14 protein-coding genes are annotated in these 17,246 nt (G+C 52.6%); 10 read left to right on the forward strand and 4 right to left on the reverse strand.

Going from position 1 to position 17,246, the window contains the following annotated elements; all coding sequences use genetic code 11:
* The first annotated feature begins 132 nt into the window (after positions 1 to 132).
* From H6F86_RS04925 to H6F86_RS04935, 3 genes are all read left to right on the forward strand, one after another.
* Positions 133 to 966: a COP23 domain-containing protein gene (locus tag H6F86_RS04925; protein ID WP_190446988.1), complete on the forward strand. Its 834-nt coding sequence runs from the start codon at positions 133 to 135 to the stop codon at positions 964 to 966.
* 212 nt (positions 967 to 1,178) lie between these two features.
* Positions 1,179 to 2,150 carry a LysR family transcriptional regulator gene (locus H6F86_RS04930; RefSeq protein ID WP_190446989.1) on the forward strand — a complete coding sequence of 324 codons (972 nt, stop codon included), beginning with the start codon at positions 1,179 to 1,181 and terminating at the stop codon, positions 2,148 to 2,150.
* 134 nt (positions 2,151 to 2,284) lie between these two features.
* Positions 2,285 to 3,343: an anthranilate phosphoribosyltransferase family protein gene (locus H6F86_RS04935; protein ID WP_190446990.1), complete on the forward strand. Its 1,059-nt coding sequence runs from the start codon at positions 2,285 to 2,287 to the stop codon at positions 3,341 to 3,343.
* Positions 3,344 to 3,491: 148 nt separating this feature from the next.
* Here H6F86_RS04935 and H6F86_RS04940 read toward each other — a convergent pair whose 3' ends face one another.
* Positions 3,492 to 3,767 (reverse strand): acylphosphatase, encoded by a 276-nt coding sequence (locus H6F86_RS04940; protein ID WP_190446991.1) that lies wholly within the window; start codon positions 3,765 to 3,767, stop codon positions 3,492 to 3,494.
* An 89-nt stretch (positions 3,768 to 3,856) separates the two neighbouring features.
* Entirely contained in the window at positions 3,857 to 4,573 is a 717-nt protein-coding gene (locus H6F86_RS04945; protein WP_190446992.1) for a ComF family protein, read from the reverse strand.
* 307 nt (positions 4,574 to 4,880) lie between these two features.
* Here H6F86_RS04945 and H6F86_RS04950 point away from each other — a divergent pair, with 307 nt between their 5' ends.
* From H6F86_RS04950 to H6F86_RS04970, 5 genes are all read left to right on the forward strand, one after another.
* Entirely contained in the window at positions 4,881 to 7,760 is a 2,880-nt protein-coding gene (locus tag H6F86_RS04950) for a PAS domain S-box protein (protein WP_190446993.1), read from the forward strand.
* A gap of 403 nt (positions 7,761 to 8,163) precedes the next feature.
* Positions 8,164 to 10,635 (forward strand): putative PEP-binding protein, encoded by a 2,472-nt coding sequence (locus H6F86_RS33080; RefSeq protein WP_190446994.1) that lies wholly within the window; start codon positions 8,164 to 8,166, stop codon positions 10,633 to 10,635.
* A gap of 91 nt (positions 10,636 to 10,726) precedes the next feature.
* Positions 10,727 to 11,920, forward strand: a complete 1,194-nt coding sequence (locus H6F86_RS04960) for a M20 family metallopeptidase (RefSeq protein WP_190446995.1) — start codon at positions 10,727 to 10,729, stop codon at positions 11,918 to 11,920.
* A 71-nt stretch (positions 11,921 to 11,991) separates the two neighbouring features.
* Positions 11,992 to 12,249: a hypothetical protein gene (locus H6F86_RS04965; RefSeq protein WP_190446996.1), complete on the forward strand. Its 258-nt coding sequence runs from the start codon at positions 11,992 to 11,994 to the stop codon at positions 12,247 to 12,249.
* Positions 12,250 to 12,383: 134 nt separating this feature from the next.
* Complete coding sequence (locus H6F86_RS04970) at positions 12,384 to 14,213, forward strand: glycosyltransferase family 2 protein (protein WP_190446997.1); 1,830 nt, start codon at positions 12,384 to 12,386, stop codon at positions 14,211 to 14,213.
* A 25-nt stretch (positions 14,214 to 14,238) separates the two neighbouring features.
* Here H6F86_RS04970 and H6F86_RS04975 read toward each other — a convergent pair whose 3' ends face one another.
* Complete coding sequence (locus tag H6F86_RS04975) at positions 14,239 to 14,871, reverse strand: class I SAM-dependent methyltransferase (RefSeq protein WP_190446998.1); 633 nt, start codon at positions 14,869 to 14,871, stop codon at positions 14,239 to 14,241.
* A gap of 72 nt (positions 14,872 to 14,943) precedes the next feature.
* Here H6F86_RS04975 and H6F86_RS04980 point away from each other — a divergent pair, with 72 nt between their 5' ends.
* Positions 14,944 to 15,576: a TIGR04282 family arsenosugar biosynthesis glycosyltransferase gene (locus tag H6F86_RS04980; RefSeq protein ID WP_190446999.1), complete on the forward strand. Its 633-nt coding sequence runs from the start codon at positions 14,944 to 14,946 to the stop codon at positions 15,574 to 15,576.
* Here H6F86_RS04980 and H6F86_RS04985 read toward each other — a convergent pair.
* A complete protein-coding gene (locus H6F86_RS04985) occupies positions 15,573 to 16,001 on the reverse strand; it encodes a hypothetical protein (RefSeq protein WP_190447000.1) in 429 nt (142 codons plus the stop codon). The two genes, H6F86_RS04980 and H6F86_RS04985, sit on opposite strands and share 4 nt — an antisense overlap.
* A 101-nt stretch (positions 16,002 to 16,102) precedes the next feature.
* On the opposite strand from H6F86_RS04985, the gene arsS reads away from it, so the two are divergent.
* Positions 16,103 to 17,236, forward strand: coding sequence for an arsenosugar biosynthesis radical SAM (seleno)protein ArsS (gene arsS / locus H6F86_RS04990; protein WP_190447001.1), 1,134 nt, complete (start codon positions 16,103 to 16,105; stop codon positions 17,234 to 17,236).
* Positions 17,237 to 17,246 lie beyond the last annotated feature (10 nt).

Raw genomic sequence — 17,246 nt, forward strand, 5'->3', positions numbered from 1 at the left:
CCTCTGGTCTGTGTCAAACGCTGCCCATACTGCTTTGATGCTGAGGTTTCGCTATTGCCAGTAGCCGCTTGATTAGTTTTTTGCTTTCTTTGTCGTCGCTTTAGTCACCACTGTATTTTTGAGGTCTTTGCTATGTTGTCACAGGGGTTAGGAAACGGTTTGGGGCGATCAGTTTTGCGTTCTAGCGGCGTTGGAGCCTCGCTAGCTACCTTATTACTATTAGGAAGCAGTGCTGCGATCGCGGCACCAACCTTCGTTCCATCTGCACAGACGCTTCAAATTGCTCAAAGTACGACCACACCAACTAATTCGGGTGATGTCATTGTTGATACAGAACCACAGCGTCCCGGTACAACAACCAGCCCATCAAGCGGATCAACGACAACCGTTGCTGGCACGCGCTTTACCTGTGAGACAACCAATGGTCAGCCTACGGTGATGTATCGTCCCGAAAGCCAAGCATCACAGGCGTATCCTTGGGCAGTGCCCAGCAACATGGGCGGTGGCTGGGATGCCAATCGTCGCTGTGCTGAAATTAGCCGCCGCTTAGAGTCGTACCGTCCCGATGGGCTGCTAGAAATGAAGACGGGTGTCGAGAATGGCTATAACACTGTCTGCGTCACGACTGAAAAGGTTTCAAGCTGCCGCATTGTGTTAACAGTGCCGAATGGTCAAGACCCTACATCTACTCGCGATCGTGTTTTTCAAAACCTGACGATCGCCGATAGTGGTCAGCAAACTCAGGGTGTAAATACCTATACGGGTGGCGGTGGCAACGGCATTCTTGACCAAATTGGACGCGCGATCGGTGGGTTGGCGAATACCCAGCAATCCACTCGCGGTTCCGATAGCATTAACCTGCGTCCGTTCCTCGATCGACGTGATGGCGGCACAGGAGAACTGCTTCGCAGTGGCGCAGCAACTCCGTCTGCTCCTAGACGGCTGAATCCTGGTAACTTCCGCTAACGATCTGAGGTTTCAGTAGTGCCTTGACGTTACTGGAGCAATTGTTAGACTGAGCGCTTTGATGATTCGTTAGCCCTGCCCTCGCAGGGCTTTTTGTTTAACAGGGGCGATTGAGCCGATTGGCTGTATCAAGCTCTACCGAACGAGAGGGACAAATCCGTTAAGGTCACTTTTAGCGATTGCTGTGATCTTCACTACATTTTTCTCCTTTCATGCGCCTAGAGCAATTGCAAGCGTTTTTGGCAGTGGCAGAGACGGGTAGCTTTCAGCAAGCTGCTCAACGCTGTGGTGTAACCCAATCCGCTATTAGTCGTCAGATTCAAAGCCTGGAAACAGCACTGAGGATATCGTTGTTTCATCGCACAACGCAGGCGAAGCTAACGGTCGCAGGTGATCGCCTGTTGCCTCGCGCCAAAAAGATTTGTCAAGAATGGCTGAATGCGGTTCAAGATCTGGATGATTTAATTGCTGGCAAGCAGCCAGAGCTTTGCGTTGCTGCCATTCATTCGATTTGCGCGTACCACTTGCCGCCTGTCCTGCAACAGTTCTGTCACGATTACCCTAATGTGCAGTTGCGGGTGACAGCGTTGGGCAGCGATCGATCGCTCAAGGTCCTGCGGGATGGGTTGGTAGATGTGGCGATCGTCATGCACAACCGCTTTTTGACGACTAGCCCAGAGATGGTCGTGCAGGTGCTATACGATGAGCCAATTAAGGTATTGCTTGCCGCAAACCATCCCCTAGCTGCGTTTGAAACGATTCCCTGGGACGAACTGGCAAACTATCCGCAGGTCGTCTTTAAGGATGGGTATGGTATGCAGCGGCTGGTGCAAGAGCAATTTGAGCGGCGAGGGATCACGCTACGAGCGGCGCTGGAACTGAATACGCCAGATGCCTTCCGAGGCGTAGTACGCCAGGGTGAACTGGTAGCACTACTGCCCGAAACGGCACTAGCAGAGGCATATACTGACTCAACGTTAGCAGTACGATCGCTGTCTCCCAGCTTGCCTTCTACCAATGGCACGAGCGCTCCACCAATGGTAGATCTGCCCTTCACCCGTCAGGTCGTACTGGTGACAACGCGCGATCGCCTGCAAATTCCACCGATTCAGCACTTCTTCAACCTTGTTGCAGCCTTACTGCCGCCCAAATTTGAGTTGCCTCTAGCGGTCAGCGTCAAGTGAGGCGAATATGAGGTGACGGTTGTTAGTTAACTGTTAAGCCGTCGGTTTGCTAGTGCTCTGGTCAGCAGCAATGTATCGCCCGATCGCCTTGCCCTATTGCCTCACCCGTTTATCGCATCCATTCAGCAAATGTCATGAGTCACGCCTTTAGAGAACTGCTTCGCAAAGTCGGTAGCGGCACCCACACCAGCGAACCCCTTACGCGTGAGGAGGCTGCTGCTGCCACCCGCATGATGTTGTTACAGGAAGCAACGCCCGCTCAAATTGGTGCCTTCATGATTGCCCATCGGATTCGGCGACCGACTGGCACTGAACTGGCTGGAATGCTGGATGCGTATGAGACACTCGGTCCGCGTCTGCAGTCGATCGCGGCAGCGCATCCGGTGACGGTGCTGTCTGTGCCCTACGACGGGCGATCGCGCACGGCGCCCCTCAGTCCGTTACTTGCGCTGCTGTTAGCAACCGCAAATTGTCCGGTGGTTTCGCATGGGGGCGATCGGATGCCGACGAAAGAGGGCGAACCACTCATTGACTATTGGCGGGGCTTGGGCATTGACTGGAGCCAGCTAAGCCTGGCACAGGTACAACACGTCTTAGAAAGCACGGGCATTGGGTTTCTTTACTTACCGTCCCACTTTCCGCTGGCACATGGCTTGGTGCCGTACCGGGAGCAGATTGGCAAGCGTCCGCCCCTGGCAACGATGGAACTTCTCTGGTCGCCCTATGCCGGAGAAACTCACCTGGTCTCTGGTTTCGTGCATCCGCCGACGGAGTTGATGTTTCAGGAGGCGATCGCGCTGCGAGGCATCACCCACTTCACCAGCGTGAAAGGCTTGGAGGGCAGTTGCGATCTACCCAGGGAGCGTACCGCGATTATTGGCTTGGGTGCACCGACGATCGGTTTTGAGCGCCTGACCTTACATCCGCGTGACTATGGCTTTGAGGGTAAGAATGTCGCCTTGGAAGCAACACCGACGTTTGTTGAGGCAATGCTAACTGTGCTGGCAGGGCAGCCCTCTGAGTTGATGCAGTCAACCCTCTGGAACGGTGGGTTTTATCTGTGGCGCTGCGGCAGTTGTCGATCGCTAGAAGCAGGCATCCAGGAAGCCAAGCGGCTATTGACAGAAGGGCTGGTGCTGCAAAAACTGCGCGACCTCCAGCAGGCTGCAACACCGCTGCAACTGGCGCATTAGCAAGTGCGTAACGGTGAACCTTGGGAAGGTGAAGAGGTAATGGAGTGGAAGGGTAATGGGGTGAAGAGGTAAAGAGGTGACAGGGTAGTACTATAGGTCGTTAAGCCGTGTAGCTATGCACGTACGCGACCTCTGAGATAGCTCTGCACTAGCGCCGAATATTAAACGACCGTAAACCCTCTGGCGTTTCATACGAGGCTCTTACCTGTTCCACGATCGCCTCTGGTGGTCCTTCATGACACCAGCGTAGCATCGATTCGATCGCCGCTTCCTCGCCCTCAAAGACCGCTTCCACGCCACCATCGGGCAAGTTGCGTACCCAGCCCATTAACCCCAGGTGCGTTGCAATTTTGGCAGCCGAAATGCGATAGGCAACACCCTGTACCCGTCCCGAAACCCATACGTGTGCGCGAATTAGTTCCATGCTAGGTAGTGAAGAAGTGGAGGGTGAGGAGGTAGAAGAGTGAAGCGGTGAAAGGATAAAGAGTATGGCTTAGTTTAAGCGAAAACGTTTCAGCGGTACTTTTGGTCAAATAATACTGGTGGCGAATTCTCCTGACGCTCTTGCTCCGCTCGTGCTAGAACGATTAGCCCTTGTACTTGAATGCCGTGGCGGCGAAGGGTTTGGGCAGCGGAGCGAGCGGTTGCGCCAGTGGTGTAAATGTCGTCCAGGAGCAGAACAGAGCCAGTAGGCGATCGCTTCTGAAAGGCAGCACCGAGGCTGAAGGCATCTGCCAGGTTTTGTTCACGATCGTTGGCTGAAAGCTCAAACTGAGCCGTGGTTTCGCGCGACCGAGCTAACCCCTGTGCTTGAGGCGACAGTCGAGTTTGGTCACAGAAATGCGTTGCCAATAGCTCCGCCTGGTTAAAACCACGCTGCCGTTGCTTACTAGGGTGCATCGGAATCGGCACAACAGTAAAGGTTGCGGTACGGTCTGTAGCGTTTAACCAAGCATGAGCCAACCACTGCGCTAGCGGTTGCGACAGGTGGGGCTTCTTTTCGTACTTGAAGGCAGCGATCGTACGTCGCAGTACGCCGTTATAGCGTCCCCACGCGAATACAGGTAGTTGCTCTTGCTGTATCCACCCAGGACTGGGAAATTGACACCGTTGGACTTGACGTTGGCAATCCTGGCAGAAGGTATCTGCGGTTGTACGCTGACAAAGCGGGCATTGAGCCTGTAGCAGCAGATTGACTAGCCCATAGAATCGATCGCTAAAGCCACTCATGAAGGGGGAACCTCAAAAAAAGCATTCTTTTGGTCTGGTAGAACGGAAAGTATGAGTCAGGAGTCAGAATGAATATGGATGCCCCAGCCCTTGTATTCGCTTACAGCCATTTCTAAGTAAAGAAGCCATACTCTTTGCAACTGTCCCCTCTTTACCTTTCACCGCTTGGCTTACAGACAAGCCACTATGGCGTCTCTGTTGGCAATTTACGGCAGGTTATGGTATCAACTTGTACCGATGGAAATATGACATACCCGCTTGAGTATGCCCAAATATGGCTACTGCTATACCCACAAAGGAGTAAGCATTGCTGTCCCGTCAGTCTCACGCTCCCTCTCCACCACCACTTGCGCCCTTAGTAACGCAACCGACGCTTAAGCCAGAACGCCCTCGGTGGCTACGGTATGGTGTCGCCCTTTTTTGTGTTCTATTGGCGCTGGTGCTAATGCTAGGGTTAGGCTCCTGGATGCCTATAGGTAGCTCACCATTCTTAGTATTTTTTGCGGCTGTCATGGTGAGTGCCTGGTATGGCGGGTTGGGTGCCGGACTCTGTGCTACAGCGATCGCAGCGTTGGCAGCGACCTACTTTTTCTTGCCGCCAATCTACGTCTTGAGAGTTAGCGCTCCGGGTGACCTGGTGAGATTAGGCATCTTTGTACTGACCTCACTGTTGTTAGTTTCACTTAGTTCAACGCGGCGGGAATTGGTGAGAGCGCTGCAGCATGAGCGAGATTTAATTACAGCGATCGTCAGTACAGCGGGTAGCTTTATCGTTGTGCTCGATCATTGGGGCAGGATTATTCAGTTCAACCGGGCCTGTGAACAGCTCACAGGCTATACCTTTGCAGAAGTGCGAGGCAAATACGTTTGGGATCTGTTTTTGCTGGTAGAAGATATCGAACCCGTGAAGCAGGTCTTCCGAAATCTATGCGTCAATGCTGTACCCAGTGAGTATGAGAACTACTGGCTTGCCAGAGACGGCAGGCGGCGTTTAATTACCTGGTCGAGCAATGTCTTGCTAGATGAGTGGGGTGCCGTTAGCCATGTCATTAGCACCGGTATTGATATTACTGAACGCAAGCAGGTAGAGCGATCGCTGCAAGAAACCAACCAGGAACTTCAAGCGTTGATTCAGGCATCGCCTGTTGCCATCACAGTGCTCGATCGACAGGGCATCGTCAAGCGGTGGAACCCAGCTGCCGAGCAAATTTTTGGCTGGCGGGCAGACGAGACTATCGATTGTGTAATGCCAACGGTGCCAGAGGAGAAACAGACAGAATTTGCCGCGAAGATTGCCGCTACACTGAGTGGCACCTTGCTACACGGCATGGAAACGTACCGCCAGCGTAAAGATGGTGCGTTTATCTATGTAGGCATTTGGACGGCAGTGCTGCGAGGGTTGACAGCTGAGGAGGATTGCATTCTCTCGATCACGGCTGATTTGAGCGCCCGTAAGCAGGCAGAAGTAGCGCTAAAACTGAGCCAGGAACGGCTAAACAGTCTGGTCGAAGCGAATGTCATCGGCATTCTTTTTGGTCAAATTAACGGAGATATTAACGAAGCCAATGATGAATTTCTTCGCATGGTTGGGTATTCGCGTGACGACCTGCAGACAGGCAAGCTCCGCTGGACTGAGATAACTCCAGCCGAATATTTACCCTTGGATGAGCAAAGCATTCTGACGGTACAAGCAGGAGAACACTGCGTTCCTTACGAAAAAGAGTACATCCGCAAAGATGGTAGCCGGGTGCCTGTTCTTATAGGTTTTGGGCTTTTGGGCGAGGCGAAACAGCAGACGATCGCCTTCATTCTCGACCTGACTGAGCGCAAGCAGTTAGAGCAAACCCTCCGTACCCAAACGGAAGAACTTGCTCAGGCAAACCGGATGAAAGATGAGTTCCTCGCTGTCCTTTCGCATGAGTTGCGTACACCGCTCAACTCAATTCTGGGCTGGGCACGGTTGCTGCGGACACGCCAGTTTGACCCAGCCACCACCGCACGCACCTTAGAAACAATCGAACGCAATGCCCGGTTACAAAACCAGCTCATCAACGATATTCTGGACGTCTCAACCATTACGCAGGGCAGACTGCGCCTGCAACCGCAACCCGTTGATCTGGCGACGGTCGTAACAGCCGCGATCGACACAATGCGTCCGGCTGCCGTTGCAAAGTCGATTACTGTGACATGGTTGCAAGATGCCCCACTAGAGACTATGCCGTTAATGGTGCTGGGTGATCCCGATCGCTTGCAGCAGGCAGTCTGGAACCTGCTTGCTAACGCCATTAAATTTACACCTGAGGGTGGGCGTGTGGATGTAAAACTACAGGCTGCAAGATCCACGCCTCACCTTTCCCATGCCCACATTAGCGTCACAGATACAGGTAAGGGTATCAGCGAGGCGTTTCTTCCCTTTGTGTTCGATCGCTTTCGGCAGGCAGATTCATCGTCAACACGGGCAGAAGGAGGGTTAGGACTGGGGTTGGCGATCGTCCGGCACCTGGTAGAGCTGCATGGCGGCACCGTGCAAGCTGACAGTTTGGGGCTGGGACAGGGAGCCAAACTTATGATTACCTTGCCCTTGATGAGTGTAGCGACGGAAACGGTCAGCCCCCAAGCACGACTAGACAGCCCAGCCATAGACAGCGGAAATGATGATGGAGCTCCTTCCAGCAGCGATCGCGCTGTGCCTTCTTCAGCCCAACCGACACCGCAGGCTAAGAACTCCGGTCTTGCTCTGCCCAGGGCGGCATCGGGCAGCGACTCGTTAGACTTACTCTCAGGGCTACACATCCTTGTAGTGGATGACGAACCGGATACCCGAGATTTTTTACAAGCAGCCATGTCACACTATGGCGCGATCGTGACTATAGCAGCGTCGGCAGCAGAAGCCTTAAGTCTGCTCACTCAGCCATTGGATGCTGCCCCAGCAAGCTGGAAACCCGATGCACTGGTGAGTGATATTGGGATGCCTGATGAAGACGGCTACACGTTCATCCGCAAAGTCAGGTCATTAGACGCGGCGCAAGGCACCTTTTTACCAGCACTGGCGCTGACTGCATATGCGACGGATGACGATCGCCAGCAAGCCTTAACCAGTGGCTTTCAAATGCACCTTGCAAAACCGATCGACCCCGCCGCGATCGCGCAAGCTGTTTTAGCGTTGGTTAATCGCACAGCAACGTAGTGACGGCAAGGTATCCTTTATCCTCACGACTAATTAGTTAGGAAGCCAGTAGAGGCTGCTTGATGGTGCAAATTTTGTAGGGACGTACGTAGCAATCGAAGAGAACGTTAGGACAGATTGGGGTTCCTAGTTCTGCTTCTGGTAAGGGTTTTACTTAATCCTTTAGCCTTTTGCCATAGCAGTCGAAGAGAACGTTGGGACAAACCTAAACTTTGAAACTTCCTTTAAGCAAGGGCTTTTATTTATCCCTTATCCTTCCTCCCTCGTCATCCTTTTGCTATAGCACTGCAACCAGGAAGCAAAAGCATCCGTTCCTACCCCACAGCAACGCCAACCATCAAATGGCTATCATATCGGCAGCGAAAATTCTAAGATTGAAGACTGTTCGCTACGTGTGGCTGCTGTGGCTAATCTTTACTGGCTCAACCAGATTCAACCGCACGATCGAAGTTTAGTCGGTAACAAAGCGCTGTACCTGAGCCAGGTGCTGCAAAAGGGCTTTCCTGTTGTACCAGGGTTTGTTGTTTCTGCCCGCGTTTTGCAGCAGTTTCTGGAAACGATCGACTGGTCAGAACCCCTCTTTGCTGATTTACCGCACTCGTCGCTGCGGCTAGACATCGAGAATCCACGGCAGCTTCAGGCGATCGCCCAACGACTGCGGCAGTCCATCGAAGCACCAACCTTACCAACCGATTGTCTAGCAGAGATCACAGATGCAATGCAGCAGTTACAAACGCCTGTGATAGTGCTGCGCCCTTCTCTGTTTGTAAAGACGACCTCTAGAACCACAGCAACAGAGGCGATCGCAAACGGTAGAAGTTCAGCACTCTTTGACATTCAAGTCTGTCGGGCAACGGAAGCCGAGCTGGCTCAAGGACTAAAGCGTCTTTGGGCACAACTTTTTCGTGCTAAGAGTTTATTCTATTGGCAGCGTTTGGGCATTCAGTTGCAGCAGGTCAAGCTGGCAGTGCTGGTGCAGCCACTACGATCAGCGATCGCCTCTGGCACGGTGCAACGACTGGGCAATACGTTGCAAGTACAGGCAACGGCTGGGCTGGGCATGGCGATCGACTGGGGTGAAGTGTCGCCAGATGTCTATAAGGTTCATGCCAGTAGCGGCATAGTGCAAGCGCAGCAACTTGGGAAACGAACGATCGTCTATCAGGTAGCGGAGACTGCAACCGTTAATGTTGGAGCCGCTAGCGATGAAGCTGTGCGATCGTCTTACATGACACCGTTGTTGCCTCATGCTCACTTACCGCTGCTGCAAGCCTATTTACTCAACGAAACACAGCAAGTAGAGTTCGCCCTCAATGAGGCGCAGCTTGGTGCTTTGGTGCAGCTTGTGCGCGCTGTCGTAGCTACTTTCAATCAGGCGACGGTGTTGGAATGGACGTTCTGTGAGGAGCAGGGTTGTTCACCCCAGTTTTACCTGACTCAACTGATTACACCAGCAACGCGCCAGCCGTATCCCTTGCTGGACTCATCGGCTCAAGTCATGGTGAGACCTGATCGTGCTGTGCCTCCAGACTCAGAACCATTGGTTGCAGAGCCACCCGTTGCGGTTGCCGATCGAGTGCTGCTGTTGGCTGGGCTAGCCGCTGCGCCGGGGCAGGTGATCGGCAAGGCAAGAGTCATTGCGCTGGGTGAGGCGATCGACACACTGATGCCTGGAACAATCTTGATTGCTGAGATGCTGCCGCCGCACTGGTTACTGTCGATCAAGCAGGCGGCTGGTCTTGTGCTAGAGCAAGGCAGCATGACCTCGCACAGCGCCATTATTGCGAGAGAAGTTGGCGTTCCCGCTGTGCTGGCAGCCACTCATGCGACACAGCAGATTCAAACAGGTGAGTTGATTCTGGTCGATGGCGATCGTGGCAACGTCTATCGCCTTGTCGACCAACTCCAGGCTGAGGAGGCAGAAGCAACGCTTCCAATGACCCTACCCACTGAGACACCTAGATCTGCCAACCGCCCTCCCTTGCTCACCAAGCTAATGGTGAACCTGAGCCAGCCCCAAACCCTTGAGATGATTGCTGCCTTACCGATCGATGGCATTGGTTTGTTGCGCGGTGAGCTGCTAGCCATTGCGGCGTTGGATTACCAGCATCCACTCCAATGGGTACATAGCGGACGTAGCGCAGCACTGGTTGAGCGTCTGGCAATACGTATCAGCCAATTTGCAGCCGCTTTAGCACCACGTCCTGTGTTCTATCGTTCGCTTGATTTAAGATCGCACGAAGCAAGAGGGTTAATAGGCGGTGAAGTGGTACCGATCGAGGTGAATCCAACGCTTGGTTTACACGGCACCTTCAGCTATTGCCTTGATCCCACGCTGTTTGATCTGGAGCTGGCGGCTCTGGCACAGGTACAGGCGACGTATACCAACATCCACCTGCTGCTGCCGTTTGTTCGCACAGTAGAAGAATTTGCCTTTTGTCGTGAGCGGGTGCAGGCGGCAGGACTAATGCGCCACTCCCAGTTTCAGCTTTGGATTATGGCAGAGGTGCCCTCAGTGTTGTTCTTGCTGCCAGACTATGTCAGCGCAGGCGTGCAAGGGATTGCCATTGGCACTAATGATCTGACGCAGCTATTGCTGGGGGTCGATCGTGATCACGCTCTACTGGCAAGCAGCTTTAAGGCACGACATCCTGCAGTGAAGGCAGCGATCGCTCGCTTGATCGAACAGGCAATCCAGCTTGGTATTCCCTGTTCCATTTGTGGACAAGCACCCTCTCAAGACCCTGAACTCGTTGCAGATCTGGTGCACTGGGGTATTACGTCGATATCGGTTGATCCAGGGGCTGTAGAAGCAACCTATTGGGCGATCGCGCAGGCAGAACAGCAACTCTTGCTTGGGAGGGTACGAGATTAGCTCATTTCGATCCGGCGATCGCGCCCTGCCAAGATTCATGTAAAAACTTTTACTCTTTTACTATGGGAGTAACGCACACTACACTTGATTCATGCTTGCCCAAATTAAAGACATCACTGCTAAACTGGCTCCCCGACTGATCGAAATTCGTCGCCACCTGCATAGCCACCCCGAACTAAGCGGGCAAGAGCACAAGACAGCAGCATACGTGGCAGGGGTATTGTCGTCCTGCGGGCTGCACGTACAAGAAGGGATTGGCAAAGTTGGTGTCGTTGGCGAACTACTGGGTCAAGGCACAGATGACCGCCGCTTGGCAATTCGCACTGATATGGATGCGCTGCCCATTCATGAAAAAACTGAGCTAGTCTTTGCGTCACGGCAGGCTGGGCTCATGCACGCCTGTGGGCACGATGTTCACACAACCGTCGGTTTGGGTACCGCGATGGTGCTGTCGCAACTGGGGTTAGCTCTACCAGGTAACATTCGCTTTCTGTTTCAATCGGCAGAAGAGATTGCTCAGGGTGCCAAGTGGATGGTGGAAGATGGCGTGATGGAAGATGTGGCGGGCATTTTGTCGCTGCACGTGTTTCCATCCATTCCAGCAGGGGTCATTGGCATTCGCTACGGCGCACTGACCGCTGCTGCCGATGATTTGGAGATCACGATTCTGGGAGAGTCGGGGCATGGGGCACGACCCCATGAGGCGATCGATGCGATCTGGATTGCGTCTCAGGTGATCACTACCCTCCAGCAAGCCATCAGCCGGACGCAAAATCCGCTACGTCCTGTCGTGCTGACGATCGGGCAAATTAACGGTGGACGTGCCCCCAATGTAATTGCTGATCGAGTGCAGCTTTTGGGCACAGTGCGATCGCTCCACCCCGAAACCAGTGCTGCTCTACCTGGTTGGATTGAGCAGATCGTGGCGAACCTTTGCCAGACATACGGTGCGCGTTACGAACTGCATTACCGACACGGTACACCGTCCGTGCAAAATGATACCGTGATGACTCAGCTTCTAGAAAGTGCCGCTGTTGATGCCTGGGGTTCTCAAGGCATTCAGATGCTGCATGAACCATCACTGGGTGCCGAGGACTTTTCGGTTTACCTGCAACACGCTCCAGGCAGCATGTTTCGGCTTGGCGTTGGGTTTAAGGATCGGCAGAACTATCCGCTGCATCATCCACAGTTTGCGATCGATGAAACGGCAATCATCACAGGTGTCGTCACAATGGCGTATGCTGCCTGTCAGTATTGGCAGTCTCCCACCAGTCGTAGTGAATAATCCGCCTGTTGGTGGATAGCTAGCAGCGCTGTCCATAAGATAGTGATAGGCGTAGCGTTAGTGAAACCAACATGGCAGCAACCGCACCGCTGAAAGGTTTAGAACTCGTTGATTGTGCGCGCGCAAATGCAAAGCAGGGAACAGAGACGGCTGCCAATCTTTGCGGTTATGGTGCTGATCTCAACACGTTCAAGCACGAGCTACAGCAAGCCTGTCAGTCGATGGGGGTGCAGTTCAATGAATTAACCGATTTGATTACCGATCAGCAGAAAATGCTGACCATTGGTGAAGGAGAGATCGTTGCGCCTGATTCGCCATCAGAACTGTGACGACTATTGATGAGAACTTGATGAGAACTGTAATCACACTAGAACTGAAACCAACAGAGCTTTTGGCATAACTTTAGCAACCAAACGTTGGAGAATAGGCAAGAATTGACAGTGCCCCCAATGCAACCGATGCCATGAGCGCCAACCCTCTCGTTTCTATCAGCCGTAAACTTGTCAAGCTATGGCGGGTCTGGCGCGAGCGCAATACGATCGGTCTGCTAAAGTTTCTCTACAGACGTAGCTTAGAAAAGTTTCACGGTCAGGCGAACTATCAAAAATGGGTAGCGCGTGAGTGCCTTACTCGCGCCGATCTGCTGGCTGCCCAACGCGCGATCGAAGGTTGGGCGTATAGACCAACCTTCTCAGTGATCATGCCCGTTTACAACGTTGAGGCAGTTTGGCTAGAAAAAGCCATTCGATCAGTACAAAACCAGATTTACCCCCATTGGGAACTTTGCATCGCTGATGATGCCTCTCCCAAGCCCCATATCAAGCAAATTCTGACCCGCTACAGCAAGCTTGACCCTCGCATTAAGGTCGTCTTTCGTTCAGAAAATGGTCAGATTGTGGCTGCCAGCAATGATGCACTGGCGCTAGCAACAGGCGACTATATTGCGTTGCTCGATCACGATGACGAGCTTGCCGTCAATGCACTGTTTGAGAACGCCAAACTCATCAACGAGCATCCAGAAGCTGACTTTATCTACAGCGATGAAGACAAAATGGATACGGCTGGGAAACGGCTCGATCCATTCTTCAAGCCTGACTGGTCGCCTGACTACTTTCACGCCTGCATGTACACCTGCCATTTAGGTGTCTACCGCACGAGCCTTATCCGCGAGATTAATGGCTTTCGCGCAGGCTACGATGGCTCTCAAGATTATGATCTAGTGCTGCGTGTGGTCGAGCGAACCAAGCAGATCTACCACATCCCGAAAGTGTTGTATCACTGGCGCATTATTCCTGCATCGGTGACAGCCGGAGGCGAGCAAGCAAAGCCGTGGGCATATATTGCAGCGCGTCAGGCGTTGGAAGCAATGGTGGCACGCAGCCCCTATCCCGGTTGGGTTGAGGCAGCACCCGATCGCCCTGGCTTTTGGCGCGTACGCCGTCACATTCTGGGCGAACCCTTAATTAGCATTATTATCCCCAGTGCTGGCAAAGCCTTGCATACGTCAGAAGGTTCTCTAGTCGCGTTGGAGAACTGCATCCGTAGCATTCAAGAACGCAGTACCTACCGCAAGTTTGAGCTGGTGCTGGTGGATGGGTATGATATCCCAGACAGTACGCTAGCAGCCGTCATGCAGTCTGCCAATGGTTCTCCGGTAGCAAATGTTCGCCTCGTGCGCTGTGAGGAGCCGTTTAACTTTGCTCACCGCATTAATCAGGGTGCTGCTAACGCGAGGGGAGAGTTTCTCTTGCTGCTGAATGATGATACAGAAGTCACAACACCTGCCTGGCTAGAGTCGATGGTGGAGTTTGCCCAGCAAGAGGCGATCGGCGCAGTGGGGGCAAAATTGCTCTATCCTGATGGCAAAATTCAACATGGTGGGGTGATGGTGCTGGGTGGCAATCCAGGTCATGCGTTTCACGGTTTTGATGGTGATCATCCCGGCTACTTTTGCTCCAATCTGGTCAATCGCAACTACTTGGCGGTAACAGCGGCTTGCTTGATGATCCGCACGGAAGTGTTCCATCAAGTGGGTGGCATGGATGAAATTTTTCCACTCAACTATAACGATGTAGACTTTTGCTTGAAGGTGCATGAGGCAGGCTACCGCAACGTTGTCACGCCTTATGCTCAGTTGATCCACTACGAATCACTCAGCCGCAAACCAGGGCTACAACCTAACGAGTGGGAAACCTTGAACCAAAAGTGGAGCCACTACTTCGCCAAACTCAATGGCGACCCGTACTACAATCCCAACCTGTCGCACCGAGAAGTCACCTTTGAGCTTTGGTAGTGGCTGCTCTTTCGTTCTTAGGAAGCTACAGAGGAGTGTCTGTCCTAGCTGTGGCAATCATCAATTCCCAGGCAAGACCGAAGCGGACTTTTTGGGCACGATCGACGACTAAACCAGCTTGGGCTAGTAAGCGGTGAAACTCAGCCTGCGTGTAGCTCTGCCGATAAGCCGGATCAACCCGCTTCAGCACAACGTCATACAGCTGGCACATGATGTAATCTTTGCACCAATCCAAAATCACGATTTCACCATTGGGCTTGAGCACTCGCTGCATTTCTTTCAGTGCGGCGATCGGGTCAGCAAAGTAATGAAAGGCGCTGGCAGAGACAATGATATCAAAGCTGCGATCGACAAACGGTAACGCAACAACAGACGCTTTTTGAAAGGACACATGAGGATAGCCGCGGCATTTTTGTTGAGCTAGTTCTAGCATTCCTTCTGAAAGATCGACACCGATTATGTGTTGTGACGGTTGCTCCAGCAGTACCAGACGTTCAAACTCTCCCGTGCCACAGCCAATATCGAGCACAGTGCTTTCTGGCACGATCGCTGCCCAGTCTTTAAGAAACGACAGTGTATTGGAAAGATAGCGGCTCCAGCGGCGATCGTACCGCTCTGCCATCTGGTTGTACTGGTCGCGCACCGTTGTTTCGATCATGCTTCGCTTCCGTTGCGGTTACAGGTATGCTGGCAACGTCAATCATAAGACGTTAACCATCAAGGGACGATCATGAGCGAACGCCTCATTTTTTTCACACGCTACCCAGAACCAGGAAAGGCAAAGACTCGGCTGATTCCGGCATTGGGCGCTGAAGCTGCCGCAGAGCTTCACCGTCAGATGACAGAACATACGCTGGCTCAGGTCAAACCCTTACAGCAAAGCCGTTCCTTAACAGTGGAATGCTGGTTTGCAGGCGGCGATCGCGCCCAAATGCAGACCTGGTTAGGAACAGATCTTGTTTGCCAACCACAACCCGAAGGGGATTTAGGCGATCGTATGGCGCAGGCATTCCAAACCGCGTTTGATAGTGGCATGAAGGCTGCGGTCATCATTGGCACCGATTGCCCAGAATTGACTACCGCTCTGCTGGTAGAGGCATTTCAGGCATTACAGCAAACCGATTTAGTGTTGGGACCCGCAGCGGATGGTGGTTATTACCTGATTGGATTACGACGACTAGTGCCTGATTTATTTAAGACAATTACCTGGAGCACTGATCGCGTGTTTCAACAAACGGTAGACATTGCCAACAATTTGAATCTGTCTCTGACCACTCTGCCGATGCTGACAGACGTAGATCGACCCGATGATTTACCTGTTTGGGAGCGAGTCCGCACAGCTGATCATGCGCCGCAGTGTTAGCCTAAAGGTTCTACCCAGGATGCTTCAGGCACATTGTTACAGAGGACATCAACCGTCTGGTCTAACGTCACGAGATGGTAGTGAATACTATCTGGATACGGGAGCAGCTGCATCTCTGAGAATGACCGTAGCCACACAGAATTCTCGACGACGAGAAGCGGAAAATTGAAGTTGTCCCACCGTCCTTCAAGCGTTGGGGCAGGCTCAGCAGTATACGTATTCCAGGGATGAACGAATTCTTCATGAACAGTGTAGGCTGGCACGCGACCAAAGTGTATACGGAGGTCTTTATCCAGTCCATCTAATATGTCAGAGAAAATTAGTGTGACCGTTAGCCCGTCATAATCTTCGTTGATAAAGGCACAATACACAGGGGTTTTAATCCCTTCTACGGGTTCCCATTTTTCATAGCGTTCAAGTTCCATCCGGCACCTTCAAAAGCGATTTCAATGTGAAGCGGTCAGCAGCCATTTGTAAACGATAAGCTTTTAGTAGAAGACACACGCAAAAGGTAAAGAATTGCTCCATGTCTGAGACGCTACAGACCGCTACGTTGAGCAGTAAGCCTGATCTCGAACCGGATCAGGCAGTGGTTACAGCTAAACCTACATTGCTATATGGTCGATCGCGGTTGGCTGACCCACACCAACAGCTTGCAGATCTAGCAGCCGTTGATTTATCCCAAACGCCACAGCAGGGTAATTTTGCTCAAACTCTGGCAGCGCACCAATGGCAAACCCTGCAACCAGGCAAACTGGAGATCTTTCAAATCAACCTCGGTAAGCTATGCAATATGACGTGCAGCCATTGCCATGTGGATGCAGGTCCCACACGCACGGTTGAAAATATGGATCGATCAACGATCGATGCCTGTCTGCAAGCGCTGGATCAAACAGAGGCTCACACAGTTGATATCACGGGCGGCGCACCAGAAATGAATCCCCATTTTCGCTATCTGGTGGATCAATGTGTGGCGCGTGGCAAACATGTCATCGATCGCTGCAACTTAACCGTACTACTGCTACCACGAATGCAGGATCTCCCTGAATGGCTAGCAGCAAGAGGCGTAGAGATTGTCTGCTCGCTACCGCACTACCGGCAGGAAGGAACGGATACCCAACGTGGCGATGGTACGTTCGAGAAATCCATTCAGGCTCTCCAACGGCTGAATGCCGCAGGCTACGGACAGGGCGATCCGCAGCGGCAATTAGTGTTAGTAACTAATCCAGTGGGTACTTGCCTCGCTAAAAATAACCCTTGCATTGAAAAAGAATGGAAAAACGGGTTGCAGGAAAACTATGGGATTACGTTTGATCGCCTCATAGCCCTCAACAATATGCCGATTTCGCGCTACCTGGAATGGCTGGAGGCATCTGGCAGCCTGCAAGCGTATATGGAACGGCTGGTGAATGCGTTTAACCCTGGCACGATCGCAGGCTTAATGTGCCGCAACACATTGTCAATTTCTTGGGATGGGCGCATTTTTGACTGCGATTTCAATCAAATGCTGGATCTCGAAGCACAGCAGCCTCATGGACAACGCCCCCACATTCGCGACTTCAATGCAGCCCTCCTTGCCCAACGTGAGATTGTAACCGGGCACCATTGCTTTGGCTGTACGGCTGGCGCAGGAAGTTCGTGTAGTGGGGCGATCATTTAGAGAAGGCAGG

Origin of the sequence: Phormidium sp. FACHB-592, assembly GCF_014695795.1 — a bacterium.
GTDB lineage: Bacteria > Cyanobacteriota > Cyanobacteriia > Leptolyngbyales > Leptolyngbyaceae > Stenomitos.